Here is a 26,351-nt window from a genome sequence, read left to right as displayed (position 1 = left end):
CTGTAAAGAATGCTTGAAAGGATTCCACCCATGCGCAACGCGCTTGCTCTCTCGCTGCTCGCCCTGTTCCTGGGCGGATGTGCCAGCAACCCTGCCGACCGTGACATCAGCGGCACCTGGATCAACCAGGTGGCGATCGATGCTGCCGCCAAAGGCGTCCCCCTGCGTGAAGCGCTCCAGGCCTATGGCCCGAACCTGGAATGGGACATCAACACCAAGGCCGGTCAGGCCCGCTACACCAACGGTTTTGAAAATGTCGATGGCAAGCTGCTGGGTGAAGAATCCGGCGCCTGGAAAGTCGACTTTTATGGCAGCTCGGCCAGTGAGCTGCAGCGTGACGGCAAGCAACTGAGCCAGTCCGCCAGCGACAATGAGCCTGAGCAAGTCTTCGACCGCGTACAGATCCAGGTACCGGATGGCGCACCGATAGGTGCCAGCTTCGAACGTGCGCTGTATTCAGCCTACATGGGCGGCGGCTGGACAATCGTCAACGGCCCAGGCGAAGGCAATACGGTTCAATTCCAGGCCGACGGCCAGGTGACCGGCCTGCCAGGCAGCGACCGCTATGCGTTGTGCCTGGCCGGTGATTGCGCATCCATGAGCGGCGGCAATGACAACATGTGGCTGCAACTCAATGGCCAAGGCAACGCCTGGATCTTTGCGCGCAAGGGCAAGGAGCTGGAGATTTTCCAGACCGTGAACACGGCTCAGGCGGACGAGATGCCCTCGTTCACCCCGGGTGAGCGCAAGTGGTTGCTGGAAAAGCAGTAAGCAACGCATTACCCCCTGTGGGAGCGGGCTTGCTCGCGAAAGCGGTATAACAGCCAACAGAGATGTTGAATGTTACGACCCCTTCGTGAGCAAGTCGAATCGTCGCACCGCCGCTCCCACATTTGGGTTACTGTGACTGAAAGTCAGCCGCGCCCTTCAATGATCGCCGCATACCCCTCGCGAAAACTCGGATACTTCGGCGTCCAGCCCAACGCCTTGGCCCGCGCATTACTACAGCGCTTGCTGCCAGTGCGTCGCACGCTATCGTCGTCAGCCCATTCGGTCACACCCAGATACTCACGCAACCAGCCCACCACATCGGCCAGCGCTGCCGGCGCATCGTCTACGCCGATGTAGACATCATCCAGCGCCACGCCACGCCGATCCGCCTCAAGCAGGCACGCGATCAACCCAGCGGCATCGTCGGCATGAATCCGATTGGCATACAACGGTGGCTCGACCGCCACGCGATAACCCCGGCGCACCTGGGTCAGCAGCCATTCACGGCCGGGGCCGTAAATGCCGGTCAAGCGCAGGATGCTGGCCGGAATGCCGCTTTTGAGGGCAAGTTGCTCGGCTTCGAGCATCACACGCCCGGAATAGCCCGCCGCCACGGCCGGTGAAGACTCGTCGACCCATTCGCCATTCTGTTGACCGTAAACACTGCTACTGGAAACGAACAATAGGCGATTGGGCATCTGCCCGTAGTCGTTCAGCCATTCCAGCACATGCTCCAGGCCCTGGACATACGCAGCGCGGTAGCCGGCTTCGTCGTGATCGGTGGCCGCCGCGCAATACACCAGGTAATCCACGGCGCCGATTGGCCAGGTAGCCGGGCAGTCTTTGTTGAACAGGTCACCGGCAACACCGATGACGCCCTTGGGCAGGCGTGAAACGTCGCGTCGCAGGCCATGGACCTCCCACCCCGCCGCCAGCAATTGTGTGGCCAGGCGGCTGCCGACATCACCGCAGCCGGCGATCAAAACAGTAGGCGCAGACATCAGAAAACTCCCATCGGAAAGCCACAGACTAGCGCCGGCAATAGACAAGCGGCTAGCAATGCAGGAAAAAAAGAGACGCTATTACTTTTGTTAACAAGAATTAATTGCAATAATGCCTCCCCACTTTTGTTCTCGGCCTTCGAGGCCAGGAAGAACATCACCCGTTTTTTCTCTCAGGTCCGGCCAGCATGACACGCAATCAATTCTCCGCTTCGCCAACCAAACGACCTCGCGCCTGGAGCGCGGTGGCCGCCCTGCTCCTCAGCCTGATGCTCGCGCCAGTCGCCGCTTTCGCCGATGCCCAGGCGCCAGCCACACCGGCCGCCACCGCGCCGGCTCCGGCCGATCACGCTGCCCCGGCCGTTGCTCCGGTTGCGACCGATCCTGCCCAGGCAGCACCGGCAGAAGCGCTGGGTGAAGACGTCCCTGAGGTCCTCGAAGCCGACAACACCCTGGGCATGGCCCATGACCTGTCGCCGTGGGGCATGTACAAGAATGCCGACATCATCGTGAAAATCGTGATGATCGGCCTGGCCATCGCCTCGATCATCACCTGGACCATCTGGATCGCCAAGGGTCTTGAGCTGATGGGCGCCAAGCGTCGTCTGCGCGGTGAAATCGCCCAACTGAAAAAGTCCGCCTCCCTCAAGGAAGCCAGCGCCACCGCCGCGAAGGAAGGCACCCTGGCCAACCTGCTGGTACATGACGCCCTTGAAGAGATGCGCCTGTCGGTCAACAGCCGCGAGAAAGAAGGCATCAAGGAACGCGTCAGCTTCCGTCTTGAGCGCCTGGTCGCGGCCTGCGGTCGCAACATGAGCAGCGGCACCGGCGTGCTGGCCACCATCGGCTCCACCGCGCCGTTCGTCGGCCTGTTCGGTACCGTGTGGGGCATCATGAACAGCTTCATCGGCATCGCCAAGACCCAGACCACCAACCTCGCCGTCGTGGCTCCGGGCATCGCCGAGGCCCTGCTGGCTACCGCGCTGGGCCTGGTTGCAGCGATCCCTGCGGTCGTGATCTACAACGTCTTTGCCCGCTCCATCGCCGGTTACAAGGCTCAGGTGTCCGACGCGTCGGCACAGGTCCTGCTGCTGGTCAGCCGCGACCTCGACCACCAGCCTGAGCGCAGCTCGCAACCGCACATGGTGAAAGTGGGGTAATCAGCCATGGGCCTGCATTTGAAAGAAGGGGCAGACGACGATCTGTCCGAAAACCACGAAATCAACGTAACGCCGTTCATCGACGTGATGTTGGTACTGTTGATCATCTTCATGGTGGCGGCCCCGCTGGCCACCGTGGACATCAAGGTCGACCTGCCCGCCTCGACCGCCAAGCCGGCGCCGCGGCCAGAGAAACCGGTGTTCCTCAGCGTCAAGGCTGACCAGCGACTGTTCCTCGGCGAAGACGAAGTGAAGGCCGAAGCACTCGGCGCCACCCTCGACGCCAGGACCCAGGGCAAGAAAGACACGACAATCTTCTTCCAGGCCGACAAAGGCGTGGATTACGGCGACCTGATGAGCGTGATGGACAACCTGCGTTCTGCCGGTTACCTGAAGGTAGGTCTGGTCGGGCTCGAGACGGCAGCCAAGAAATGATCACGACGCGCCATAAGCTGACGCGTTACAGCGGTAGCCTGGCTGTGGTGCTGGGTGTTCATGCGCTGGCCATCGCGCTGGCGCTGAACTGGTCCGCCCGTCCGCCCATCGAATTGCCCCCTCAGGCAATGATGGTCGAACTGGCACCGGTCCCTGCCCCGCCACCGCCTGCTCCGCCGAAGGTCGTCACCCCGCCGCAGCCACCGGCTCCGGTTGAAGAACTGCCGATACCCAAGCTCGCCGAAGCGCCGAAAGCTGAAATTGCCGTGCCCAAGCCGGTCAAACCCAAGCCGAAGCCGCAGCCGCCCAAGCCGGTAGAGAAGAAACCCGAGCCGCCGAAGGAAAAGCCGGCCGAAGAAAAACCGGCCGAAACCCAGCAGACTCAGGTACCGACGGAGAAATCCGCCCAGCCTGCGCCGGGTCCGTCGCCTGCTCAAATGGCGGCCAAGGCCAGTTGGCAAGGCACCTTGCTGGCGCATTTGCAGAAGTACAAGAAGTACCCGGCCAGTGCACAGGCGCGAGGCAAGGAAGGCATGAACCGTCTGCGTTTCGTCGTGGATGCCGAAGGCAATGTGTTGTCGTTTGAACTGGTAGGCGCCTCGGGCACTGCCGATCTGGACCGTGCCACCCTGGAAATGATCCGCCGCGCCCAACCGCTGCCCAAGCCACCGGCCGACATGCTGACCAATGGCTCCATCGAAATCGTTGCACCGTTTGTGTATTCGCTGGAGAAACGCCGCCGCTGATAACACCAGCCCCTGTAGGAGCGAGCCTGCTCGCGAAGAGACCGTCACATTCAACATCAATGTTGACTGGCACACCGCTTTCGCGAGCAGGCTCGCTCCTACAAGTTCGTAAATCCAGCCAAAAGGCACCGAAAGGTGCCTTTTGCATATCTGCCAGCGGCAATCCGGCATTGTCCGGTGTCACTCGACACACTCAGTCTGATAACGTGCGTCTATCGATTGCAGCCGGTATGCTTGGCCCGCAACTACATGGACGCTTGCTATGACCCTCACAGAATTACGCTACATCGTTACCCTCGCCCAAGAGCAGCACTTCGGCCACGCGGCCGAGCGCTGCCACGTCAGCCAGCCGACCCTGTCGGTGGGCGTGAAAAAGCTTGAAGACGAACTCGGTGTGCTGATTTTCGAGCGCAGCAAGAGCGCCGTGCGCCTGACGCCGGTCGGCGAAGGCATCGTGGCCCAGGCACAAAAGGTATTGGAACAGGCCCAGGGCATCCGCGAACTGGCCCAGGCCGGCAAGAACCAGCTGACCGCCCCACTCAAGGTCGGCGCGATCTACACCGTCGGGCCGTACCTGTTTCCGCACCTGATTCCACAACTGCACCGGGTCGCCCCGCAGATGCCGTTGTACATCGAAGAAAACTTCACCCACGTGCTGCGCGACAAACTGCGCAACGGCGAGCTCGACGCGATCATCATCGCCCTGCCATTCAATGAAGCCGACGTGCTGACCCTGCAACTCTACGACGAGCCATTCTACGTGCTGATGCCAGCGCAGCACCCGTGGACGCAAAAAGAATCCATCGACGCCAGCCTGCTCAACGACAAGAGCCTGCTGCTGCTCGGCGAAGGCCACTGCTTCCGCGATCAGGTACTGGAAGCCTGCCCGACCCTGACCAAGGGCAACGACGGCGCCAAGCACACCACGGTGGAATCCAGCTCCCTTGAAACCATTCGCCACATGGTCGCCTCGGGCCTGGGGATTTCGATCCTGCCGTTGTCGGCGGTCGACAGCCATCACTACGCCCCCGGCGTGATCGAAGTGCGCCCGTTGTCGGCACCCGTACCGTTCCGCACCGTGGCCATTGCCTGGCGCGCCAGCTTCCCGCGCCCGAAAGCGATTGAAATCCTCGCTGACTCCATTCGCCTGTGCTCGGTGGCCAAGCCAGCGACGCAAGTCGCTGCGGGCTAAGCAACGGTCATGAGCGAGTTGTCGCAAGTGTCGGTGACTGCACTCAAAGGTGTCGGTGAAGCCATGGCCGAGAAACTGGCCAAGGTCGGCCTGGAAAACCTCCAGGACGTGTTGTTTCACCTGCCGTTACGCTATCAGGATCGCACCCGTGTCGTGCCGATCGGCGCACTGCGGCCCGGGCAAGATGCGGTCATCGAAGGCACTGTCAGCGGTGCTGATGTGGTCATGGGCCGGCGGCGCAGCCTGGTGGTTCGGCTGCAGGATGGCACCGGTGGCTTAAGCCTGCGGTTCTACCATTTCAGCAACGCACAAAAGGAAGGCCTCAAACGCGGTACGCGGATTCGCTGCTACGGCGAGGCACGGCCCGGTGCTTCGGGGCTTGAGATCTACCACCCGGAATACCGCGCCATCACTGGCGACGAACCGCCGCCGGTGGATGAAACCCTGACCCCGGTTTACCCGCTTACCGAAGGCCTGACCCAACAGCGCTTGCGCCAGTTGTGCATGCAGACCCTCACCCTGCTCGGCCCCAGCAGCCTGCCCGACTGGCTGCCGAACGAACTGGCCCGCGACTACCAATTGGCGCCGCTGGCCGATGCGATCCGCTACCTGCACAACCCGCCCGCCGATGCCGACGTCGATGAACTGGCCCTCGGTCACCACTGGGCGCAGCACCGTCTGGCCTTCGAAGAACTGCTGACCCATCAACTGTCGCAACAACGCCTGCGCGAAAGCATGCGCTCCCTGCGTGCGCCAGCGATGCCCAAAGCCACGCAACTGCCGGCCAAGTACCTGGCCAACCTCGGCTTCAACCCAACCGGCGCCCAGCAACGGGTCGGCAACGAAATCGCCTATGACCTCAGCCAGCACGAACCGATGCTGCGGCTGATCCAGGGCGACGTCGGCGCCGGCAAAACCGTGGTCGCCGCCCTCGCTGCGCTGCAAGCGCTGGAGGCCGGTTATCAGGTTGCACTGATGGCCCCCACCGAGATTCTCGCCGAGCAGCACTTCATCACCTTCAAGCGCTGGCTCGAACCGCTGGGCATTGAAGTCGCGTGGCTGGCCGGCAAGCTCAAGGGCAAGAACCGCGTCGCCGCCCTGGAGCAAATCGCCAGCGGCACGCCGATGGTGGTCGGCACCCACGCGCTGTTCCAGGACGAAGTGCAATTCAAGAATCTGGCGCTGGTGATCATCGACGAACAGCACCGTTTCGGCGTACAGCAGCGTCTGGCCTTGCGGCAGAAAGGCGTTGGCGGGCGCATGTGCCCGCACCAGTTGATCATGACCGCCACGCCGATTCCGCGCACGCTGGCCATGAGCGCCTACGCCGACCTCGACACCTCGATCCTCGACGAACTGCCCCCCGGCCGAACCCCGGTCAACACCGTGCTGATCACCGACACTCGGCGGGTCGAAGTCATCGAACGGGTGCGCAGCGCTTGCGCCGAAGGGCGCCAGGCCTATTGGGTGTGCACGCTGATCGAAGAGTCGGAAGAGCTGACCTGCCAGGCCGCCGAAACCACCTTTGAGGACCTCACCGCCGCTCTCGGCGAATTGAAAGTCGGGCTGATCCACGGCCGCATGAAGCCTGTGGAAAAAGCCGCGGTGATGGCCGAATTCAAGGCCGGCAACCTGCAATTGCTGGTCGCGACCACGGTGATCGAAGTGGGCGTCGACGTACCCAACGCCAGCCTGATGATCATCGAGAACCCTGAACGCCTGGGTCTGGCGCAATTGCACCAGTTGCGTGGCCGCGTCGGCCGGGGCAGCGCCGTCAGCCACTGCGTGCTGCTCTACCATCCGCCGCTGTCGCAGATCGGCCGCCAGCGCCTGGGCATCATGCGCGAAACCAACGACGGTTTTGTCATCGCCGAAAAGGATCTGGAACTGCGCGGCCCCGGCGAAATGCTCGGCACCCGGCAGACAGGTTTGCTGCAATTCAAGGTCGCCGACCTGATGCGCGATGCCGATTTGCTGCCCGCCGTGCGGGATGCCGCCCAGGCATTGCTCGAGCGCTGGCCGACCCACGTCAGCCCGCTACTCGACCGCTGGCTGCGTCATGGCCAACAATACGGCCAAGTGTGACAACCGTCACGGTTTCTGAGGCGTGGCCCCAAGCAAGCTGGTTATACTCCTGCAATTGTTTTAGTCCGGATACAGACCATGACCGAAGTTGCCTTCGCACCCGACACCCCGCACGCTCCGTCGGTTATTCGGCTGATGCTGGGCAAGTTGGGCATTGCCTACGAAGAAGTGCTGGACCATCACGGCCTGAATGCCGCGCGCAAAGTGCAGGCCGTTCTGCTGGATGACAGCGTTGGCGTGCTGATGGTGCTGTTCCCGCAGAGCCAATTGCTGGACCTCAATCGCCTCACTGAACTCACCGGTCGCCGCCTCGCCGCCGTACCGACCGAACGCCTGACAAAAATGCTCGGCAAGCACAACCTCAGCTTGCTGCCGGGCCTGCCGGCGCTAACCAGTTCACCGTGCCTGTACGACGCAAGCCTGCTGCGCGAGCCGAAGTTGCTGTTCAACTCCGGTGAGCCGGGCGTGCTACTGGAAATTTCCAGCGAAGACTTCAAGACGACCATACTGACCAAGGCCAGCGCCGCCAACTTCGGCGAAAACCTGACCAGCATCCGTCCGAACCTCAACCGCCCCGATGACGACCGCGAGGAAATCACCCAGGCCGTCCAGGCGTTCACCGCGCGGCGCATCCAGCAGCGTCTGGAAGCGACCATCGAAATTCCGCCGCTGGCCGAAACCGCGCAAAAAATCATCAAGCTGCGCGTCGACCCCAACGCCACCATCGACGACATCACCGGCGTGGTCGAAACCGACCCGGCGCTGGCCGCACAAGTCGTGAGCTGGGCGGCATCGCCCTACTACGCCTCGCCGGGCAAGATCCGCTCGGTGGAAGACGCCATCGTCCGGGTGCTGGGCTTCGATTTGGTGATCAACCTGGCACTGGGTCTGGCCCTGGGCAAAACCCTGAGCCTGCCCAAGGACCACCCGCAACACTCCACGCCGTACTGGCAGCAATCGATCTACACCGCCGCCGTCATCGAAGGCCTGACCCGCGCCATGCCGCGCGCCCAGCGCCCGGAAGCCGGCCTGACCTACCTGGCTGGCCTGCTGCACAACTTCGGTTACCTGCTGCTGGCCCACGTGTTCCCACCGCACTTCTCGCTGATCTGCCGCCACCTGGAGGTCAACCCGCACCTGTGCCACAGCTTCGTGGAACAACACCTGCTGGGCATCAGCCGGGAACAGATCGGCTCGTGGCTGATGCGCTACTGGGACATGCCTGAAGAACTGGCCACCGCCCTGCGCTTCCAGCACGATCCTCACTACGACGGCGACTTCGCTGAGTACCCGAACCTGGTGTGCCTGTCGGTGCGCCTGCTTCGCAGCCGTGGCATCGGCTCTGGCCCCGACGAAGACATCCCCGACGCCCTGCTCGAACGCCTTGGCCTGAGCCGCGAAAAAGCCAACGACGTGGTCAGCAAAGTCCTCGAGGCCGAAGTGCTGCTGCGCGAACTGGCTTCGCAATTCACTCAAGGCTGAAAAGCTATCGCGAGCAGGCTCGCTCCCACAGGATTCAGGTGATCCCTGTGTGCGAGCCTGCTCGCGATGAATATCACTCGGTCTACCTGAAAGACCTCAAGCCTTGGGCTTGGCCTTCTTCGGCTTCAAATACTTGGTCAACCCCTGGAACCAGATCACCAGCGCCGGATTGCCCTTGATCTGAATCGACTTGTCCTGAATCCCCATCATGAACGCCAGTTGCTTGTTCTTCGCCTGCATCGTGGCAAAGCCGTACGCGGCGTCTTTGAAGGCAATCGCAAACGCAGGCTCGGCATGCACACCCGATTGGCTGGTGATGCGCTGGTCCTTCACGCGGAATTGCCGCGCCACTTTCCCGTCCAGGGTCTGCAGCTGAAACACCAGGTCCTTGTCACCCAGTTGCTGCTGAAACGCCGGATTGGTCCGGCTGGCCTTACCCATCAACAAACCCAGCATCCACAGCAGAAAACGAAATTTCATGCGCACAGCCTCAAGAGAAAAATGAACGGCTGGGGCAGTTTAACGGCTTCAGGCGATAACACCAGTATCTGCTTGCGTTAGAAGAAGATCAGAACCATTACCCTCACGATGACCACCAAGTCACAATTATCAAAACTTCCTTCAAGACCACTCCACACACCACTCCTACACCAAACGAAACACATTCTGTAGGAGCTGCCGGAGGCTGCGATTTTTTGATCTTCAACCCCGCAAACCTATCGGACATTTCCTTCAATACGCTGGGCTATACATGAACTAGGCGTACTTGGCCGGCACCGATAACCTCTCCCAGTCACTGCAAAGTTGGTGACTCGGACGTGCAAGTCCGGACTCGTCATGCAATCGGTTATGGCTATTCACCGGGTGTTTTTTTATCCTCGCGAATCGTTATGGCGGCTGTGTGTGGGAGTCCTTCGGGTCTGCCGGCAACCGAGTCCGGTCTTGCACACCTATACACAGCTGCCACCTTTTTCGAAGCAAGCGAAACTGTGTGAGCTCCATAACTCGGTGATTCAAATGCTCAAACCAACACCTAATCCGCCAGAAGATCCGGCCACATCCCCCTACGAATCCCTCGATTCCAAAAAACTCCACGAAGCCGCCGAACGCGCCCTCGATCACTATCTCGCCCCACCAAAACAGACACCAACGAAACGCAGCGGCCAACTTTTCAGTGTCTGCCAGGACATCAATACCGAAGCACTCCTGGCCAACGCCTCGGAAGACCTGCTGTCCATCAGCGCCATCGCCGCTGACCTGGCCGATGATGTAGACGGCTCGCGCCGCTCAGTAGCCCTGGCGATCAGTCGCGTGGCTGAGGGGGCGCATTTGCTGGTAGAGCGGGCGCTGGATCATCTGGATGAACCGGAAATGGCGGCGATTCTCGCCAAGCAACAAAGCGGGCTCGGCTGATTCGCCGCCCACAAAAAATGGGCACCCAACCCTGGTTGGCGTGCCCATTTTTTATTCCACTCCCCCGCTGCGCGGGAGGTGAAAACGGATTACGGATTAACGCTGTCTTTCAACGATTTGCCTGGCTTGAACGCAACGGTGTTGCTGGCCTTGATTTTGACGGGTTCACCGGTTTGCGGGTTTTTGCCGGTGCGGGCACCGCGATGGCGTTGCAGGAAGGTGCCGAAGCCCACCAGCGTCACGCTGTCTTTGCGGTGCAGGGCACCGGTGATTTCTTCAAGAACGGCGTTGAGAACGCGGTTGGCTTGTTCTTTGGTGAGGTCTGCTTTTTCAGCAATGGCTGCAGCGAGGTCTGGTTTACGCATGTGAGTGAAGCCCCTTTGACGGTTTGTTGTTGTTATGTCCGTGCTGCTCTCTGCGGAGCAGCGCCAAAAGCGCCGCAGGTGCTCTACTCTGCGGCAGACGGGAGTGAGGATGGCACGCAGTGAGGCCCCGCGCCAGTATCGGCGCGGCCATTGTTAGGGCAAAAGGGGGGTGATTCCGACAGAACGACCGGTATTTACGCCAACAGAGCCGGAAGCTCTTTGTTCAGGGCCAGTTTTTCCATCACGGCGGCACCGGTGAGCGCATAGCCGAGCAGCTTGCCCGCGGCATCGCGGCATAAAACCTTGATGTCGGCGCCCTGCCCTTCGACTGTCCAAATGCCCTCTGCGCCCCGTGGTGGCGGGGACACTACCAGCGGGCAGACCGGGGTTTTGACGGTGATTGGCATCGGGCCATAGGTGACGGCGGTCGGGTTGCCAGCCAGGGTTTGTGCCAGCGCCCTCGCACAGCTCATCAGGGGCATGACGTACAGCAGATTCAGCCCATCGACCTCGGCACAGTCGCCCAGGGCGTAGATGTTGGCGTGGGAGGTTTTCAAGTGCCGGTCGACCATGACGCCACGGTTAACCTGCAAACCGGCCGCTGCCGCCAGGTCGACGCGTGGGCGCAGGCCAATGGCCGAGACCACCACGTCGCACGGGATCACCTGGCCATCGGACAGGTGTGCTTCCAGGCCGTCAGCCACGCGTTGCAGGCGATTGAGCACCGGCCCGAGGTGGAAGCGCGCGCCGAGGCTTTCGAGGCCAGCCTGCACCGCAGCGGCGGCCGCCGGGTGCAGCAGGGTCGGCATGACTTGTTCGCACGGCGCAACCAGTTGCACTTCGTAGCCACCCAGGGTCAGGTCGTTGGCGAACTCGCAGCCGATCAGACCGGCACCGAGCAGCAGCACGCGGCGCTTGCCGGCCGCCGCCGCACGGAAGCGTGCGTAGTCTTCCAAGTCGTTGATCGGGAATACGCAATCCGCCGCATCGCCTTCAATGGGCACGCGCACGGTTTCGGCGCCCCAGGCCAGGATCAGGTCGCGGTAGATCACCGCTTCTTCACCGATCCACAGGCGCTTGTGGCCCGGGTCGATGCCGCTGATGCGCGTGTGGGTGCGTATTTCGGCCTTGAGTTGCTCGGCCATGGCGCCGGGTTCGGCCATGCTCAGGCCGTCGGCATCCTTGTTTTTGCCGAAGCCGGTGGAGAGCATCGGCTTGGAGTAGGAGCGCCCGTCATCGGCGGTAATCAGCAGCAGCGGGGTTTCGCTATCGAGTTTGCGAAACTCGCGGGCCACGTTGTAGCCCGCCAGGCCGGTGCCAATGATTACGACAGGTGCGTTCATTCCTTACTCCTCAATTATTCAGGCAGCGATTTCGATCATTTCAAAATCCATTTTGCCCACACCGCAGTCCGGGCACAGCCAGTCTGCCGGGACGTCTTCCCAACGGGTGCCCGGCGCAATGCCGTCATCCGGCCAACCGTCGGCTTCGTTGTAGATCAGGCCGCAGACGATACATTGCCACTTTTTCATCAGGTACTTCCTCAGGGTTCAGGCGTTTTGCCGGCCGGACGGTCGATGGTTGTAGCACTGCCGTCCAACTCAGCGCGTTTTGTACTGATCGGGGCCTTTAGATGCAAGTCTGTTCGGCGTAACGGCAGGCCAATTCAATCGATATCGGTGGCTGACATGTTAAGCTCGCCGCCTCATTTGCTGCCAATAATGACTCATTGTGCATCACACAGAATTCCCCTCTCCAGCTCCTCTCTGGCTCTCGCGCAGCGAACTGGCACCCCTCCCCGACGCCTCCACCCTCGACTGGCTGTTCGACGAAGGCTCGCTAACCAGACGTCTGATTCATCTGTCGAATGATGCCTTCAGCGTCTCGCCGATGTTCGAAGGCTGGCAACCCCTGCGTGCCGACGAATGCGCAGCGCTGGACCTGGCCGATGGCAGTGAGGGCTGGGTGCGCGAGGTGTATTTGCGCGGTCATGGCCAGGCGTGGGTGTTTGCGCGCAGCGTGGCGTCACGCAGTGCATTGCAAGGCGACGGCTTGCACATGGACGAACTGGGCAGCCGCTCGCTGGGCGAATTGCTGTTTTGCGATCAGGCCTTCCAGCGCCGGGCCATCGAGGTTTGCCATTATCCGCAAGCGTGGCTGCCCGCCGAGGTGCAATCGCCTGGGCTGTGGGGCCGCCGTTCGCGCTTCGACCGCGGTGCCTTGAGCGTTTTGGTGGCCGAAATATTCCTGCCTTCCCTGTGGGACGCCGCCTGCGCCCAATCGGAGAACCGTTGATGTACCAAAGCCTGCTCAAGTCCTTGAACCGCTTGAACCCTCGGGCCTGGGATTTCATTCAGCTGACCCGCATGGACAAGCCGATCGGCATTTACCTGCTGCTGTGGCCAACGCTGTGGGCGCTGTGGATTGCCGGCAAGGGGTCGCCGTCCCTGGCCAACATTGTGATTTTCGTCCTCGGCGTGGTGCTAACCCGCGCTGGCGGCTGCGTGATCAACGACTGGGCGGACCGCAAGGTCGATGGTCATGTGAAGCGTACCGAGCAGCGGCCGCTGGTGAGCGGCAAGATCAGCTCCAAAGAGGCGCTGGTGTTCTTTGCATTGCTGATGGGCGTGAGCTTCCTGCTGGTGCTGTGCACCAATGCCGCGACCGTTTGGCTGTCATTGGGCGGCCTGGCGCTGGCGTTCAGTTACCCGTTCATGAAGCGCTACACCTATTACCCGCAAGTGGTGCTGGGCGCCGCATTTTCGTGGGGGATGCCGATGGCGTTCACCGCAGAAACCGGTGAATTGCCGGCTACCGCGTGGCTGCTGTGGATCGCCAACCTGATGTGGACCGTGGGCTACGACACGTATTACGCGATGACCGACCGCGATGACGACCTGAAGATTGGCGTGAAATCCACGGCGATTCTGTTCGGCGACGCGGACCGGGTGATCATCCTGACCCTGCAAGGGCTGGCGCTGGGTTGCCTGTTGTTGGCGGGTTCGAAGTTCGACCTTGGTGGCTGGTTCCACCTCGGATTACTGGTGGCAGCTGGCTGCTTTGCGTGGGAGTTCTGGTACACCCGCGACAAGGACCGGATGCGCTGCTTCAAGGCGTTTTTGCACAATCACTGGGCGGGTTTGGCGATTTTCGTCGGGATTGTGCTGGATTACGCGCTACGTTGAAGCGTCAAAAAGATCGCCGCCTTCAGCAGCTCCTGCAGAGCAACGTAGGCAGCGATCTGGTGCGGCAGGCTACAACCGTTACATATGCTCGTGAACGACGTGCCAGACGTCTTTCTTCTTGTCACCCTTCATTTCTCCGGGTGCCTTGTCGTCCTTGTAGTAGTACAGCGGCTTGCCGCCGTAGGACCATTGCATTGTGCCATCGTCACGCTTGACGGCTGTCCACTTACCTTCAGCCTTGGCACCCGCCGGCGCCATCATTGGCGGCCAGTATTCGGCGCACTCACCGCTGCACATCGACTTGCCATCCTTGTCCTTGTCGTACGTGTACACAGTCATGCCCTTGTGATCGACCATCATGCCGTCTTTCATCATCGCCGGGTCGGCGGCAAAGGCCAGTGTCGGCAGCGTTAACGCAGCAGTGACCAGCAAAGCCTTCCAGGATTGAGCAATGTAGTTCATGGAAACCTTCCTTTTGTGGTTGTCAGGATTCGGAATTAGAGCTTAGTCCAGGTTCGCTACAATCGCAGGGCAACTAAAATACTGTCACACGACTGCAATAATTCCGTTATCTAATGCGGCGCAAGACAGTTAAATGACAAGAGGATTAAGGGCATGGTTGGCAGGAGCATTCTGATCGTCGACGACGAAGCGCCTATTCGCGAAATGATCGCCGTTGCATTGGAAATGGCCGGCTATGACTGCCTGGAGGCTGAAAACTCCCAGCAGGCCCACGCCATTATCGTCGACCGCAAACCGGACCTGATCCTGCTCGACTGGATGCTGCCCGGCACGTCCGGCATCGAACTGGCCCGTCGTCTCAAGCGTGATGAACTGACCGGGGACATCCCGATCATCATGCTCACCGCCAAGGGTGAAGAGGACAACAAGATCCAGGGCCTGGAAGTCGGCGCTGACGACTACATCACCAAACCGTTTTCCCCCCGTGAGCTGGTAGCGCGCCTGAAGGCCGTGCTGCGTCGCGCGGGCCCGACCGATGGCGAAGCACCGATCGAAGTCGGCGGCCTGCTGCTGGACCCGATCAGCCACCGCGTGACCATCGACGGCCGTCCTGCCGAGATGGGCCCGACCGAATACCGCCTGCTGCAATTCTTCATGACCCACCAGGAGCGCGCCTACACTCGTGGCCAGTTGCTGGATCAGGTCTGGGGCGGCAACGTCTACGTCGAAGAGCGTACGGTTGACGTGCACATTCGCCGCCTGCGCAAAGCCCTCGGCGATGCTTACGAAAATCTGGTACAAACCGTGCGCGGCACTGGCTATCGGTTCTCAACCAAGGCCTGATAACAACAGCTGCAAGCTTTAAGCTACAAGCGGCAAGCTAAAAGCCAAACCGCCTCAAACTTGCAGCTTGAGGCTTGAAGCTCAAAACTGCTTCTATTCAAGGACGTATTTTTTTCGTGAACCAAAACTGGCATGGCACCCTGATTCGCCACATGCTGCTGCTGGTCACCGCCTGCCTGGTGATCGGCCTGATCACCGGCTATTACGGCTGGAGCCTCGCCGCAGGCCTGGGTCTTTACCTGGCCTGGACCCTCAAGCAATTGCTGCGTCTGCACGAGTGGCTGCGCCTGCACAAACCCGATGAAGCGCCACCCGACGGCTACGGCCTGTGGGGCGAGGTGTTCGACAGCATCTACCACCTGCAACGCCGCGACCAACGGGTACGCGGGCGCCTGCAAGCGGTGATCGACCGGGTTCAGGAGTCCACCGCCGCACTCAAGGATGCGGTGATCATGCTCGACACCGACGGCAATCTGGAGTGGTGGAACCGCGCCGCTGAAACCCTGCTGGGCCTCAAGACGCCACAGGACAGCGGCCAACCGGTGACCAACCTGGTGCGCCATCCGCGCTTCAAGGAATACTTCGAGCAAGACAGCTACGCCGAGCCGCTGGAAATCCCCTCGCCAACCAACGACCGCGTGCGCATCCAGCTGTACATCACCCGTTACGGCAACAACGAACACTTGATGCTGGTGCGCGATGTGACGCGCATCCATCAGCTTGAGCAAATGCGCAAAGACTTCATCGCCAACGTTTCCCATGAACTGCGCACACCGTTGACGGTGATCTGCGGCTACCTGGAAACCTTGCTCGACAACGTCGACGAGGTGAACCCGCGCTGGGGCCGTGCCTTGCAGCAGATGCAGCAACAAGGCGGACGCATGCAGACCCTGCTCAATGACCTGTTGTTGCTGGCCAAGCTGGAAGCCACCGATTATCCGTCGGACAACCAGCCGGTGCCGATCGACGGCTTGCTCCAATCGATCAAGAGCGACGCGCAGCAGTTGTCCGGCCAGAAAAACCAGAAAATCACCCTGGAAGCCGACCCGACAATTCTGCTCAAGGGCAGCGAAGCGGAGTTGCGCAGCGCGTTTTCCAACCTGGTGTTCAACGCGGTGAAATACACTCCGGCCGAAGGCAATATCCGCATTCGCTGGTGGGGCGATGACCAGGGGGCGCACCTGAGCGTGCAGGATTCCGGGATCGGCATCGATGCCAAACACCTGCCGCGCCTGACCGAACGCTTCTATCGCGTCGACTCCAGCCGCAACTCCAACACCGGCGGCACTGGCCTGGGGCTGGCGATCGTCAAACACGTTTTGTTACGTCATCGGGCACGGATGGAAATCAGCAGCGTACCGGGCCACGGCAGCACCTTTACCTGCCACTTTGCCCCGGCTCAGGTCACCAAATCACGGGTTATCAGCACCGCCGATTGATACCGGCCAGCACGAGCCACTAGGCAATCGCCAAGTCAGCCGCTACATTGGCTGACTTGCGCCTGCTTTTCAGGCGCAGTTTTTTCTTTCCTTCTCGAATTCACGGAACCCGCAAAACTCCATCATGGACCCTTCCCCTGGCTTGACCCTCGCTACAATTTTCGCCGACTTCGGCATGATTCTTTTTGCTCTGATCCTGGTTTTGCTCAACGGATTTTTCGTTGCGGCGGAATTTGCCATGGTCAAGTTGCGCTCGACCCGGGTCGAGGCCATCGCTGATAAACACGGCTGGCGCGGGCACATCCTGCGCACCGTACACAGCAAGCTCGACGCATACCTGTCCGCCTGCCAACTGGGTATCACCCTCGCCTCCCTGGGCCTTGGCTGGGTTGGTGAGCCGGCGTTCGCACTCATTCTCGAACCGCTGCTCAGCGCGGTGGGCGTCCAATCGGACGAAGTGGTCAAAGGCATATCGTTCTTCACCGCCTTTTTCATCATTTCGTACCTGCACATCGTGGTCGGCGAACTGGCCCCGAAATCCTGGGCGATCCGCAAACCCGAATTGCTGTCGCTGTGGACCGCCGTGCCGCTGTACCTGTTCTATTGGGCCATGTACCCGGCCATCTACCTACTCAACGCCAGCGCCAACACCATCCTGCGCATTGCGGGGCAAGGTGAGCCCGGCCCGCATCACGAGCATCACTACAGCCGTGAAGAACTGAAACTGATCCTGCACTCCAGCCGTGGCCAGGACCCGAGCGACCAAGGCATGCGTGTATTGGCCTCGGCGGTGGAAATGGGTGAACTGGAAGTGGTCGACTGGGCCAACTCCCGCGAAGACCTGGTGACCCTGGAGTTCAACGCGCCGCTCAAGCAGATCCTGGCGATGTTCCGTCGCCACAAGTTCAGCCGCTACCCGGTATACGACAGCGAGCGCCAGGAGTTCGTCGGCCTGCTGCACATCAAGGATCTGCTGCTGGAACTGGCGGCGCTGGACCACATTCCCGAGTCGTTCAACCTGGCCGAACTGACCCGCCCGCTGGAGCGCGTGTCGCGGCACATGCCGCTGTCGCAGTTGCTGGAACAGTTCCGCAAGGGCGGCTCGCACTTCGCCGTGGTCGAAGAGGCCGACGGCAACATCATCGGCTACCTGACCATGGAAGACGTGCTGGAAGTGCTGGTGGGCGACATCCAGGACGAACACCGCAAGGCCGAACGCGGGATCCTCGCGTATCAGCCGGGCAAACTGCTGGTGCGGGGCGATACGCCGCTGTTCAAGGTTGAACGGCTGCTGGGCATCGACCTCGACCACGTCGAAGCCGAAACCCTTGCCGGGCTGGTCTATGAAAGCCTGAAGCGGGTTCCGGAAGAGGAAGAAGTGCTGGAAGTCGAAGGCCTGCGGATCATCATCAAGAAGATGAAAGGGCCGAAGATTGTTCTGGCCAAGGTGTTGATGCTCGATTGATCTGCGGCTAAAGGGCCTTTTGTGGCGAGGGGGCTTGTCGGAACGCCGCACCGCCCCGTTGGGCTGCGAAGCGGCCCTTAAATCGACAAGCGAGTTTTTTCTGTTGGATCACGCGAGTAGTTTTACGACTGCTGCGCAGTCGAACGGGGGCAAGCCCCCTCGCCACAATTGATCACCGAAAACTTCACTGCTTGCCCAACGCAAAGTTGGGCAGCGCGCTGACCGGCTGGTTGAACTGGTACGGAATCGATACCAGCCCCAGCCCGGTATTGCGCTGCACCACGAAGTGCAAATGCGGCCCGGTGCTGTTGCCGGTGTTGCCGGACAAGGCCAGCGCACTGCCTACCCTTACCTGCTGACCTTCCCGAACGCAGACCGAGCCTTTCTTCAGGTGCAGGTAAACGCCCATGGTCCCGTCATCGTGCAGCACCCGCACGAAATTGCCGGATGCGTCGGTGCCGCGCCCGCTCTGTTTGTTCTCGGTTTTCACCACCACCCCGCCTCGCGCGGCAATGATCGGCGTGCCCTCAGGCATCGCGATGTCTATGGCGTATCGGCTCTTGGGCCCGAAGTGGCTGTAGGGGCCATTGGCGCCCTGGCTTATCCGGAACGGTCCACCACGCCAGGGCAACGGGTACCGATAGCCCACCGTGGGCCCTGAGGGGTCGCCCAGGGAGTATTTGAACTTCGGGACGTACGCGAGGGGCCTCCCACCTTTAGTCGCCGTAAGCTGCGCCAGGCGAACGCTGCTGCGTAGCGGTATCACGCGCCGAATCGTCCCGCCCGGCACACCACTGGCGTTCTTCACCCCGGCAAAACTCAATTCGACCTCTACCGGCGCATACAGGTCATTGCGCACGTACACGCTGTGCACGCCGTTCTTCTTCATGATGATGAGGCGCACCTGACGCTCAAGGTGCTCGACCATGCCATCGCGAAAAACGAACACATGGGCGCCTTTGCTTGGGCGGTCGCTGTAGGAAACCACGCCATAGACGTCTTTGGATTTGTAGATGGTCATGGCCACGGCCGAGGTGGCGACCATGAACAGGCCACATAAAAGCAGCAGGCGCGTGAACATGAGCAAGGATTCTGTCGAGTGAGGCCCGGGATTGAGCCTAGCAGCTGCAATGGACCCGGGTAGTCGGCAGATGTTTCAGAAAGGGTGTTCAGCAGATGTGCGGTAGCAGTGATGGCCCCTTCGTCGGATCGCCGCCCGGAGCAGGCCCGCTCCCACAAGGAAACGTATTCCAATGTGGGAGCGACGGTGCGGCGATCCGACCTGCTCGCGATGGCGGACTATCTGGCCTGCAACATTAAGCGCCCGGAATGAAATGCTTCTGCGCCGTACCCCGCGCAATCAGGCGGGAAATGTAATCGAGCTTCTGCGCGTCCTGATCGACAAAGCGGAAGGTCAGTTGCAGCCAGTCGCTGTCGGGCTTCGGTTCGTGGGCCACGACGGCGTGTAGATAGCCGTTGAGGCGGGCGACTTCGGCGTTGTCGCCCTGCTCCAGATCCAGCACGGCGCTGTCGAGGATCTGCGGCAGGGTCTCGGTACGCTTGACCACCAACAGGGCTTCCTTGAGACTCAAGGCCTTGATCACGCATTGCGCGATGCCGTTCGGCAAACGCAGTTGACCCTGTCCACGGCCACTGGTGGGTGCCGAAGAGGCCGCAGGCGCCTTGACCGGCGGGTTGTTGAGCAAGCCTTTGGACGGTGCGGGTGCGGGTGCGGCCGTTGGCGTGGCGACGGGCGCCTTGCCACTGGTCAAGGCGGCGAGGGAGTCGTTACCGAATGCCGGACTCGTTTTGGTCGCGGCTACGTTGATCAAGGCATCGAGTTTGCCGACCTTGTGCAGCGCCTGCTTGACCTTGGTGAGCAGTTGCTCGTTGGTGAACGGCTTGCTGACGTAACCGGAAACTCCGGCCTGGATCGCCTGGACGACGTTCTCCTTGTCGCCACGGCTGGTCACCATCACGAAGGGCATGGTTTTGAGGTTGTCTTGCTCGCGGCACCAGGTCAGCAGTTCCAGGCCAGACATTTCCGGCATTTCCCAGTCGCACAGGACCAGGTCGAAGGCTTCCTTGGCCAGCATGGCCTGGGCCTTTCTGCCGTTGATCGCGTCTTCGATCCGCATACCCGGGAAATAATTGCGCAGGCACTTTTTCACCAAGTCACGAATGAACGACGCGTCGTCCACGACCAACACACTGACCTTACTCATCCACCACCCCTTTAAAAAATCCCGGCCAGCATACCGCCTTGCTGATGGCACATTGCCAAAAAACCTTCAGTCACGCCGGACTTTTCGTTCGCGGGCGCTGCTTTTCGAATTCGTAAGCCGCAAACAAAAACGCCCGGCCAAAAGGCCGGGCGCTTTACTTGGGCAACCTTACTTATCGTCAGTTTTGCCCGGAACATTAGCGCTTTCGCCACTGGTTCCTTCGACTTCTTCCTTCATGCGCTTGAGCCCCAGGTGCCGCACGTCGGTGCCGCGTACCAGGTAGATCACCAGCTCCGAGATATTGCGCGCGTGGTCGCCGATACGCTCCAGCGAACGCAGCACCCAGATAATGCTCAGAACCCGCGAAATGGAACGCGGATCTTCCATCATGTAGGTGGCCAGTTCACGCAGGGCGGTCTTGTATTCGCGGTCGATGATCTTGTCGTACTGCGCCACCGACAAAGCCAGTTCGGCGTCGAAACGGGCGAAGGCGTCCAGTGCATCGCGGACCATGTTGCGCACCTGGTCACCGATGTGGCGCACTTCCACATAACCACGCGGCGCTTCGCCTTCTTCGCACAGCTGGATGGCGCGACGAGCGATCTTGGTCGCTTCGTCACCGATGCGCTCCAGGTCGATCACCGACTTGGAAATGCTGATGATCAGGCGCAGGTCGGACGCTGCCGGCTGACGACGGGCCAGAATGCGCAGGCATTCCTCGTCGATGTTGCGTTCCATCTGGTTGATCTGGTCGTCAATCTCGCGCACCTGCTGGGCCAGGCCGGAGTCGGCCTCGATCAGCGCGGTCACCGCGTCGTTGACCTGCTTCTCAACCAGCCCGCCCATGGCCAGGAGGTGGCTGCGCACTTCCTCCAGTTCGGCGTTGAACTGCTGGGAGATGTGGTGTGTAAGGCCTTCCTTAGAAATCATGTTGTCTGCTCCGCAAAAGCTGTGAGCTGCAAGCTACAAGCTGCAAGCTGATGTGTGTCGTACCCGAACCGCTCTGACTTGCCGCTTGAAGCTTGCGGCTCGTGGCTGCTGCTAGCCATAGCGACCGGTGATGTAGTCTTCGGTCTGCTTCTTCGCCGGATTGGTGAACAGGGTATCGGTGTCGCCGAACTCGACCAGCTTGCCCATGTACATGAACGCGGTGTAATCGGACACCCGCGCCGCCTGTTGCATGTTGTGGGTCACGATCACGATGGTGAACTTGGATTTCAGTTCGTAGATCAGCTCTTCGACTTTCAGCGTGGAGATCGGGTCGAGTGCCGAGCACGGTTCGTCGAGCAGCAGCACTTCCGGTTCAACGGCGATGGTACGGGCGATCACCAGACGCTGCTGCTGACCACCGGACAGGCCCAGTGCCGACTCGTGCAGACGGTCCTTGACCTCGTCCCACAGTGCCGCGCCTTTCAACGCCCACTCAACGGCTTCGTCGAGGACGCGCTTCTTGTTAATGCCCTGGATGCGCAGACCGTAGACCACGTTTTCGTAGATGGTTTTCGGGAACGGGTTGGGCTTCTGGAACACCATGCCGACGCGACGACGCAGCTCGGCCACGTCTTCGCCCTTGCGGTAGATGTTGCTGCCGTACAGGTTGATTTCGCCTTCAACGCGGCAGCCGTCAACCAGGTCGTTCATGCGGTTGAAGGTACGCAGCAGCGTCGACTTGCCACAGCCGGACGGGCCGATGAAGGCGGTCACGCGCTGTTTCGGGATGTTCATGCTGACGTCGTACAGCGCTTGTTTTTCGCCGTAGAACAGGCTCAGGCCCGGCACTTCGATGGCTACGGTTTCCTGCTCGAGGTTCAGACTCTGCTTGTCGCGACCCAGCGCCGACATGTTGATGCCGTGGGTATGTGCTTCGTGCTGCATGGGAGGCTCCCTGTGCTAACAAATTCGGTTCGGAACGCCGCTTCGCGGCATGCCCAATAATGTCCGGCTGGACGCGTTCTACTGTGGGAGCGGGCTTGCCCGCGAAGTGGCCATCCCGGCCGCCAAAAGCTTCGCGAGCAAGCCCGCTCCCACAAGGTCCGCGCCGACCAATTAACTATCCAGCGCCTTGTACTTCTCGCGCAGGTGGTTACGGATGTACACCGCCGACAGGTTCAACGTGGCGATCACCAGCACCAGCAACAGCGCCGTGGCGTACACCAGCGGTCGTGCGGCTTCGACGTTCGGGCTCTGGAAGCCGACGTCGTAGATGTGGAAGCCCAGGTGCATGATCTTCTGGTCCAGGTGCAGGTACGGGTAGTTACCGTCCACCGGCAGCGACGGCGCCAGCTTCACCACACCCACCAGCATCAGCGGCGCCACTTCACCCGCGGCGCGCGCCACGGCGAGGATCATGCCGGTCATCATCGCCGGGCTGGCCATCGGCAGCACGATCTTCCACAAGGTTTCAGCCTTGGTCGCGCCGAGGGCCAACGAGCCTTCGCGCACGGTGCGAGGAATCCGCGCCAGACCTTCTTCGGTGGCCACAATCACCACCGGCACCGCCAGCAGCGCCAGGGTCAACGAAGCCCAGAGCAGACCCGGTGTGCCGAAAGTCGGCGCCGGCAGTGCTTCAGGGAAGAACAGACGGTCAAGCGAGCCACCCAGCACGTAGACGAAGAAGCCCAGGCCGAACACGCCGTAAACGATGGCCGGAACACCGGCCAGGTTGTTCACCGCGATGCGGATCACCCGGGTCAGCGCGTTCTGCTTGGCGTATTCACGCAGGTACACCGCCGCCAGCACGCCGAACGGGGTCACGATCATCGCCATGATCAGGGTCATCATCACGGTGCCGAAGATGGCCGGGAAGATCCCGCCTTCGGTGTTCGCCTCACGCGGGTCGTCGCTCAGGAACTCCCAAACCTTGCTGAAGTAGAAACCGATCTTGGTCGTCGTGCTCATGGCGTTCGGCTGATAGGCGTGAACCACTTTGCCGATGCCTATTTCGATTTCCTTGCCGTTCGCATCACGGGCGGTCAGGCTGTCGCGGTTGAACTGCGCATGCAGATCGCTCAGGCGCGCTTCAACATCCTGATAGCGAGCATTGAGTTCGGCGCGCTCGGATTCCATATCCGCTTGTGCAGTGGTGTCGAGTTTGCCATCCAGTTCAAGCTTGCGACCGTGCAAACGGATGCGCTCGAGACCGGCGTTGATCGCGCCGATGTCGGTTTTTTCCAGGTTCTTGAGCTGTGCAGCCAGCTTGTTGACGCGGTCGACACGGGCCTGCAACTCAGGCCATGCGGCTTCGCCTTCAGCAATGACTTTGCCATCCTGTTTGACGTTGACCAGGTAACCGTAGAAGTTGCCCCACTCGCGACGCTCAATGGCCATCAGCTCCGGCGGCGTCGTCTGGTTGGTCAGCCACTCGCCGACGATCCAGGTGAAGTCGTTGCCGTTCAGGTCACGGTTGCCGACCTTGATCAGCTCGCGGGTCATGAACTCCGGGCCTTCGTCAGGCACTGGCAGACCAGCGCTCTTCAGACGGGCACGGGGTACTTCTTCCTTCTGTACCACTTCACCGATGACCAGGTGCTGGCCCTGGCCCGGTACGTCGTAGCTGGCGTGGATCAGATCCGCCGGCCAGAAGTGACCCAGGCCGCGCACGGCAATCACTGCCAGCAGGCCAATGGTCATGATGACCGCGATGGACACCGCGCCACCGCTGATCCAGACGCCGGGGGCGCCGCTCTTGAACCATCCATTCAGGGAGTTCTGTTTCACAGACTTCTACCTTTCTTAAAGCGACGAGTATTTCTTGCGCAGACGCTGACGGATCAGTTCTGCGAGGGTGTTCATGACGAAGGTGAACAACAGCAGCACCAGCGCCGAGAGGAACAGCACGCGGTAGTGGCTGCCGCCGACTTCCGATTCGGGCATTTCCACTGCAACGTTGGCTGCCAGGGTGCGCAAGCCTTCGAACAGGTTCATTTCCATGACCGGGGTGTTACCGGTGGCCATCAACACGATCATGGTTTCACCGACCGCACGACCCATGCCGATCATCAGCGCCGAGAAGATGCCCGGGCTCGCGGTGAGGATCACCACGCGGGTCATGGTCTGCCATGGCGTGGCACCGAGGGCCAGGGAGCCCAGGGTCAGGCCGCGAGGCACGCTGAACACGGCGTCTTCGGCGATGGAGTAGATGTTCGGGATGACCGCGAAGCCCATGGCCAGGCCGACCACCAGGGCGTTGCGCTGGTCGTAGGTGATGCCCAGGTCGTGGGAGATCCACATGCGCATGTCACCACCGAAGAACCAGTTCTCCATGAACGGGCTCATGTACAGCGACAGCCAGCCCACAAACAGGATCACCGGAATCAGCAGCGCACTTTCCCAGCCATCCGGGACTTTCAGGCGGATTGACTCAGGCAGGCGGCTGAAGGTGAAACCGGCGACCAGGATGCCGATCGGCAACAACATCAGCAGGCTGAAGATCCCCGGCAAGTGCCCTTCGACATAAGGTGCGAGGAACAGACCGGCGAAGAAACCAAGGATCACCGTCGGCATCGCTTCCATCAGCTCGATCACCGGCTTGACCTTGCGGCGCATGCCCGGGGCCATGAAGTACGCGGTGTAGATTGCAGCGGCGACGGCCAGGGGTGCGGCCAGCAGCATGGCGTAGAACGCGGCTTTCAAGGTACCGAAGGTCAGCGGCGACAGGCTCAGTTTCGGTTCGAAGTCGGTGTTGGCCGCGGTCGATTGCCAGACGTATTTAGGCTCGTCGTAGTTTTCGTACCAGACCTTGCTCCACAGTGCGCTCCACGAGACTTCCGGGTGCGGGTTGTCGAGCAGCAGCGGGTGCAACTTGCCGCTGGCTTCCACGATCACGCGGTTGGCGCGAGGCGACAGACCGAAAACGCCCTGGCCTTCAGCAACCGGCTCCACCAGCAAGGTGCGGTGGGCAGTGCTGTGGAACACGCCAAGCTTGCCGGAAGCGTCGAGGGCAACGAAGCCCTTGCGGCGTTCTTCGGCAGTGATTTCAACGATAGGCGTGGTGCCCATCTGGAAGGTGCGGATCTGCTTCAGGCGTTGCTCGCCATCGGGGTCGCGCGCCATGAACCACTGGGCCAGACCACCTTTGGAGTCACCGATGATCAGCGAGATGCCGCCCACCAGTTGGGTGCTGGCGGTGACTTGCGCTTCACCGTCATCAAGCAGTTTGTAGCGACCGTTGAGGCTCTTGTCGCGCAGGCTGAACACGTCGGCCTGGGCACGACCGTTGATCACGTACAGCCACTGCTGCCGCGGGTCGACGAAGATGTTCTTCACCGGCTCGTTCATCTGCGGCAGTTCGATGCGTTTCTGCTCGTTGGTGACTTCGCCGGTCATCATGTTCTCTTCGCTGGTCAGCGACAGAACATTGAGTTGTGAACCGGTGGCGCCAACCAGCATCAGGGTCGAGTCGTTGGCGTTGAGGCTGACGTGCTCCAGCGCACCGCCGGCTTCGTTGACCGCGATTGGCGCTTCGCCGTACGGGTACTCGATGGCCGGGGTGATGGTTTTCTTGCCTTCCGGGTAGCTGACTTTATAGGTGTGGCGGAACACCAGGGCCTGGCCGTTGGACAGACCCACTGCCACCAGCGGGTGACCTGGCTGGTCTTCAGCGATGGAGGTCACGGTGGTGCCGGCCGGGATCAACAAATCGACGCGCTTGAGTTCGGCGCCACTGTCGATGTCGAAGAACAATGCCTGGCCCTTGTCGGAAACCCGCATCGCAACCTGGTTCTGTTCTTCCAGGGAGATCATCAGCGGTTTGCCGGCTTCTTGCATCCAGGCTGGCGTGATGGCGTCCTTGGCGGTCAGGCTGGCACCCTGGAACAGGGGCGCGACGACGTAGGCAAGGAAGAAGAAGATCAAGGTGATCGCGCCCAGTACAGCGAGGCCGCCAACGAGGACGTACCAGCGGGTCAGGCGATCTTTGAGCGCGCGAATGCGGCGCTTGCGTTGGAGCTCAGGCGTATTGAAGTCAATTCGCTTGGGGGGATTAGTAGTCATGTTGGAATTGGCCAGATCATTCATGCGCACACCCTAGCGATCCTGTATGACAGAAAGATGACAATGCAGTGACGCAACAAATCCGCCGCTA

At 60.9% G+C, this 26,351-nt stretch carries 25 protein-coding genes; 13 read left to right on the top strand and 12 right to left on the bottom strand.

Annotation, left to right across the window (positions count from 1 at the left end):
• Positions 1–30: 30 nt before the first annotated feature.
• Positions 31–771, top strand: a complete 741-nt coding sequence (locus KGA85_RS13790) for a hypothetical protein (RefSeq protein WP_223455306.1) — start codon at positions 31–33, stop codon at positions 769–771.
• 143 nt (positions 772–914) lie between these two features.
• On the opposite strand, the gene KGA85_RS13785 is transcribed toward KGA85_RS13790, so the two are convergent.
• Positions 915–1,772, bottom strand: a complete 858-nt coding sequence (locus tag KGA85_RS13785) for an SDR family oxidoreductase (RefSeq protein WP_223455304.1) — start codon at positions 1,770–1,772, stop codon at positions 915–917.
• Between the two features lie 188 nt (positions 1,773–1,960).
• Here KGA85_RS13785 and exbB point away from each other — a divergent pair, with 188 nt between their 5' ends.
• The 6 genes from exbB to KGA85_RS13755 all read left to right on the top strand — a co-directional run bounded on the left by exbB (position 1,961) and on the right by KGA85_RS13755 (position 8,872).
• Complete coding sequence (exbB, locus tag KGA85_RS13780) at positions 1,961–2,932, top strand: tonB-system energizer ExbB (protein WP_223455302.1); 972 nt, start codon at positions 1,961–1,963, stop codon at positions 2,930–2,932.
• Positions 2,933–2,938: 6 nt separating this feature from the next.
• Entirely contained in the window at positions 2,939–3,367 is a 429-nt protein-coding gene (gene exbD / locus KGA85_RS13775; protein ID WP_007975187.1) for a TonB system transport protein ExbD, read from the top strand.
• A complete protein-coding gene (locus KGA85_RS13770) occupies positions 3,364–4,113 on the top strand; it encodes an energy transducer TonB (RefSeq protein ID WP_046038935.1) in 750 nt (249 codons plus the stop codon). The genes exbD and KGA85_RS13770 overlap by 4 nt, the downstream gene beginning before the upstream one ends.
• A gap of 262 nt (positions 4,114–4,375) precedes the next feature.
• Positions 4,376–5,305, top strand: a complete 930-nt coding sequence (locus KGA85_RS13765) for a hydrogen peroxide-inducible genes activator (protein ID WP_008000272.1) — start codon at positions 4,376–4,378, stop codon at positions 5,303–5,305.
• Between the two features lie 9 nt (positions 5,306–5,314).
• Entirely contained in the window at positions 5,315–7,390 is a 2,076-nt protein-coding gene (gene recG / locus KGA85_RS13760; protein WP_223455300.1) for an ATP-dependent DNA helicase RecG, read from the top strand.
• Between the two features lie 78 nt (positions 7,391–7,468).
• Positions 7,469–8,872 (top strand): aminoacyl-tRNA deacylase and HDOD domain-containing protein, encoded by a 1,404-nt coding sequence (locus KGA85_RS13755; RefSeq protein WP_223543175.1) that lies wholly within the window; start codon positions 7,469–7,471, stop codon positions 8,870–8,872.
• Between the two features lie 96 nt (positions 8,873–8,968).
• Here KGA85_RS13755 and KGA85_RS13750 read toward each other — a convergent pair whose 3' ends face one another.
• On the bottom strand, positions 8,969–9,352 hold the full coding sequence (locus tag KGA85_RS13750; protein ID WP_223543174.1) for a helicase: 384 nt from the start codon (positions 9,350–9,352) through the stop codon (positions 8,969–8,971).
• A gap of 537 nt (positions 9,353–9,889) precedes the next feature.
• Here KGA85_RS13750 and KGA85_RS13745 point away from each other — a divergent pair.
• Positions 9,890–10,285, top strand: a complete 396-nt coding sequence (locus tag KGA85_RS13745; protein ID WP_223543173.1) for a DUF6124 family protein — start codon at positions 9,890–9,892, stop codon at positions 10,283–10,285.
• Positions 10,286–10,374: 89 nt separating this feature from the next.
• Here the strand turns inward: KGA85_RS13745 and KGA85_RS13740 are convergent, their stop codons facing one another.
• From KGA85_RS13740 to KGA85_RS13730, 3 genes are all read right to left on the bottom strand, one after another.
• Positions 10,375–10,650: an HU family DNA-binding protein gene (locus KGA85_RS13740; RefSeq protein ID WP_003195589.1), complete on the bottom strand. Its 276-nt coding sequence runs from the start codon at positions 10,648–10,650 to the stop codon at positions 10,375–10,377.
• A gap of 194 nt (positions 10,651–10,844) precedes the next feature.
• Complete coding sequence (locus tag KGA85_RS13735) at positions 10,845–11,993, bottom strand: NAD(P)/FAD-dependent oxidoreductase (RefSeq protein WP_085716194.1); 1,149 nt, start codon at positions 11,991–11,993, stop codon at positions 10,845–10,847.
• A gap of 18 nt (positions 11,994–12,011) precedes the next feature.
• Positions 12,012–12,182, bottom strand: a complete 171-nt coding sequence (locus KGA85_RS13730) for a rubredoxin (protein ID WP_007995385.1) — start codon at positions 12,180–12,182, stop codon at positions 12,012–12,014.
• A 199-nt stretch (positions 12,183–12,381) separates the two neighbouring features.
• Between KGA85_RS13730 and KGA85_RS13725 the strand changes: the two genes are divergently transcribed.
• Both KGA85_RS13725 and ubiA read left to right on the top strand, forming a co-directional pair.
• On the top strand, positions 12,382–12,945 hold the full coding sequence (locus tag KGA85_RS13725) for a chorismate--pyruvate lyase family protein (protein ID WP_223455292.1): 564 nt from the start codon (positions 12,382–12,384) through the stop codon (positions 12,943–12,945).
• Positions 12,945–13,835, top strand: a complete 891-nt coding sequence (gene ubiA / locus KGA85_RS13720; protein ID WP_223532304.1) for a 4-hydroxybenzoate octaprenyltransferase — start codon at positions 12,945–12,947, stop codon at positions 13,833–13,835. Before KGA85_RS13725 ends, ubiA begins: the two co-directional genes overlap by 1 nt.
• A gap of 78 nt (positions 13,836–13,913) precedes the next feature.
• On the opposite strand, the gene KGA85_RS13715 is transcribed toward ubiA, so the two are convergent.
• Entirely contained in the window at positions 13,914–14,297 is a 384-nt protein-coding gene (locus KGA85_RS13715; RefSeq protein ID WP_223455288.1) for a hypothetical protein, read from the bottom strand.
• 153 nt (positions 14,298–14,450) lie between these two features.
• Between KGA85_RS13715 and phoB the strand changes: the two genes are divergently transcribed.
• From phoB to KGA85_RS13700, 3 genes are all read left to right on the top strand, one after another.
• Complete coding sequence (gene phoB / locus KGA85_RS13710) at positions 14,451–15,140, top strand: phosphate regulon transcriptional regulator PhoB (RefSeq protein ID WP_003229608.1); 690 nt, start codon at positions 14,451–14,453, stop codon at positions 15,138–15,140.
• Between the two features lie 152 nt (positions 15,141–15,292).
• Complete coding sequence (gene phoR / locus KGA85_RS13705) at positions 15,293–16,579, top strand: phosphate regulon sensor histidine kinase PhoR (RefSeq protein WP_259674430.1); 1,287 nt, start codon at positions 15,293–15,295, stop codon at positions 16,577–16,579.
• 124 nt (positions 16,580–16,703) lie between these two features.
• Positions 16,704–18,044, top strand: a complete 1,341-nt coding sequence (locus tag KGA85_RS13700; RefSeq protein ID WP_046038913.1) for a hemolysin family protein — start codon at positions 16,704–16,706, stop codon at positions 18,042–18,044.
• Between the two features lie 184 nt (positions 18,045–18,228).
• On the opposite strand, the gene KGA85_RS13695 is transcribed toward KGA85_RS13700, so the two are convergent.
• From KGA85_RS13695 to KGA85_RS13670, 6 genes are all read right to left on the bottom strand, one after another.
• Positions 18,229–19,125: a peptidoglycan DD-metalloendopeptidase family protein gene (locus tag KGA85_RS13695; protein ID WP_223455286.1), complete on the bottom strand. Its 897-nt coding sequence runs from the start codon at positions 19,123–19,125 to the stop codon at positions 18,229–18,231.
• A gap of 235 nt (positions 19,126–19,360) precedes the next feature.
• Positions 19,361–20,269: a response regulator gene (locus KGA85_RS13690; RefSeq protein WP_223543172.1), complete on the bottom strand. Its 909-nt coding sequence runs from the start codon at positions 20,267–20,269 to the stop codon at positions 19,361–19,363.
• A 168-nt stretch (positions 20,270–20,437) separates the two neighbouring features.
• Complete coding sequence (gene phoU / locus KGA85_RS13685; protein ID WP_046038908.1) at positions 20,438–21,199, bottom strand: phosphate signaling complex protein PhoU; 762 nt, start codon at positions 21,197–21,199, stop codon at positions 20,438–20,440.
• Between the two features lie 111 nt (positions 21,200–21,310).
• A complete protein-coding gene (pstB, locus tag KGA85_RS13680; protein WP_007995399.1) occupies positions 21,311–22,144 on the bottom strand; it encodes a phosphate ABC transporter ATP-binding protein PstB in 834 nt (277 codons plus the stop codon).
• A gap of 171 nt (positions 22,145–22,315) precedes the next feature.
• The gene (gene pstA, locus KGA85_RS13675; protein WP_223543171.1) at positions 22,316–23,986 is read right to left on the bottom strand and encodes a phosphate ABC transporter permease PstA; all 1,671 of its coding nucleotides are present in this window, start codon (positions 23,984–23,986) and stop codon (positions 22,316–22,318) included.
• Between the two features lie 15 nt (positions 23,987–24,001).
• Positions 24,002–26,035, bottom strand: a complete 2,034-nt coding sequence (locus KGA85_RS13670) for an ABC transporter permease subunit (RefSeq protein WP_223455497.1) — start codon at positions 26,033–26,035, stop codon at positions 24,002–24,004.
• Positions 26,036–26,351: the final 316 nt, after the last annotated feature.

Origin of the sequence: Pseudomonas sp. GL-B-12, from assembly GCF_019955895.1 — a bacterium.
GTDB lineage: Bacteria > Pseudomonadota > Gammaproteobacteria > Pseudomonadales > Pseudomonadaceae > Aquipseudomonas.
The sequence above is the reverse complement of the archived record's forward strand: the minus strand, read 5'-3'. Positions and strand labels throughout refer to the sequence as shown.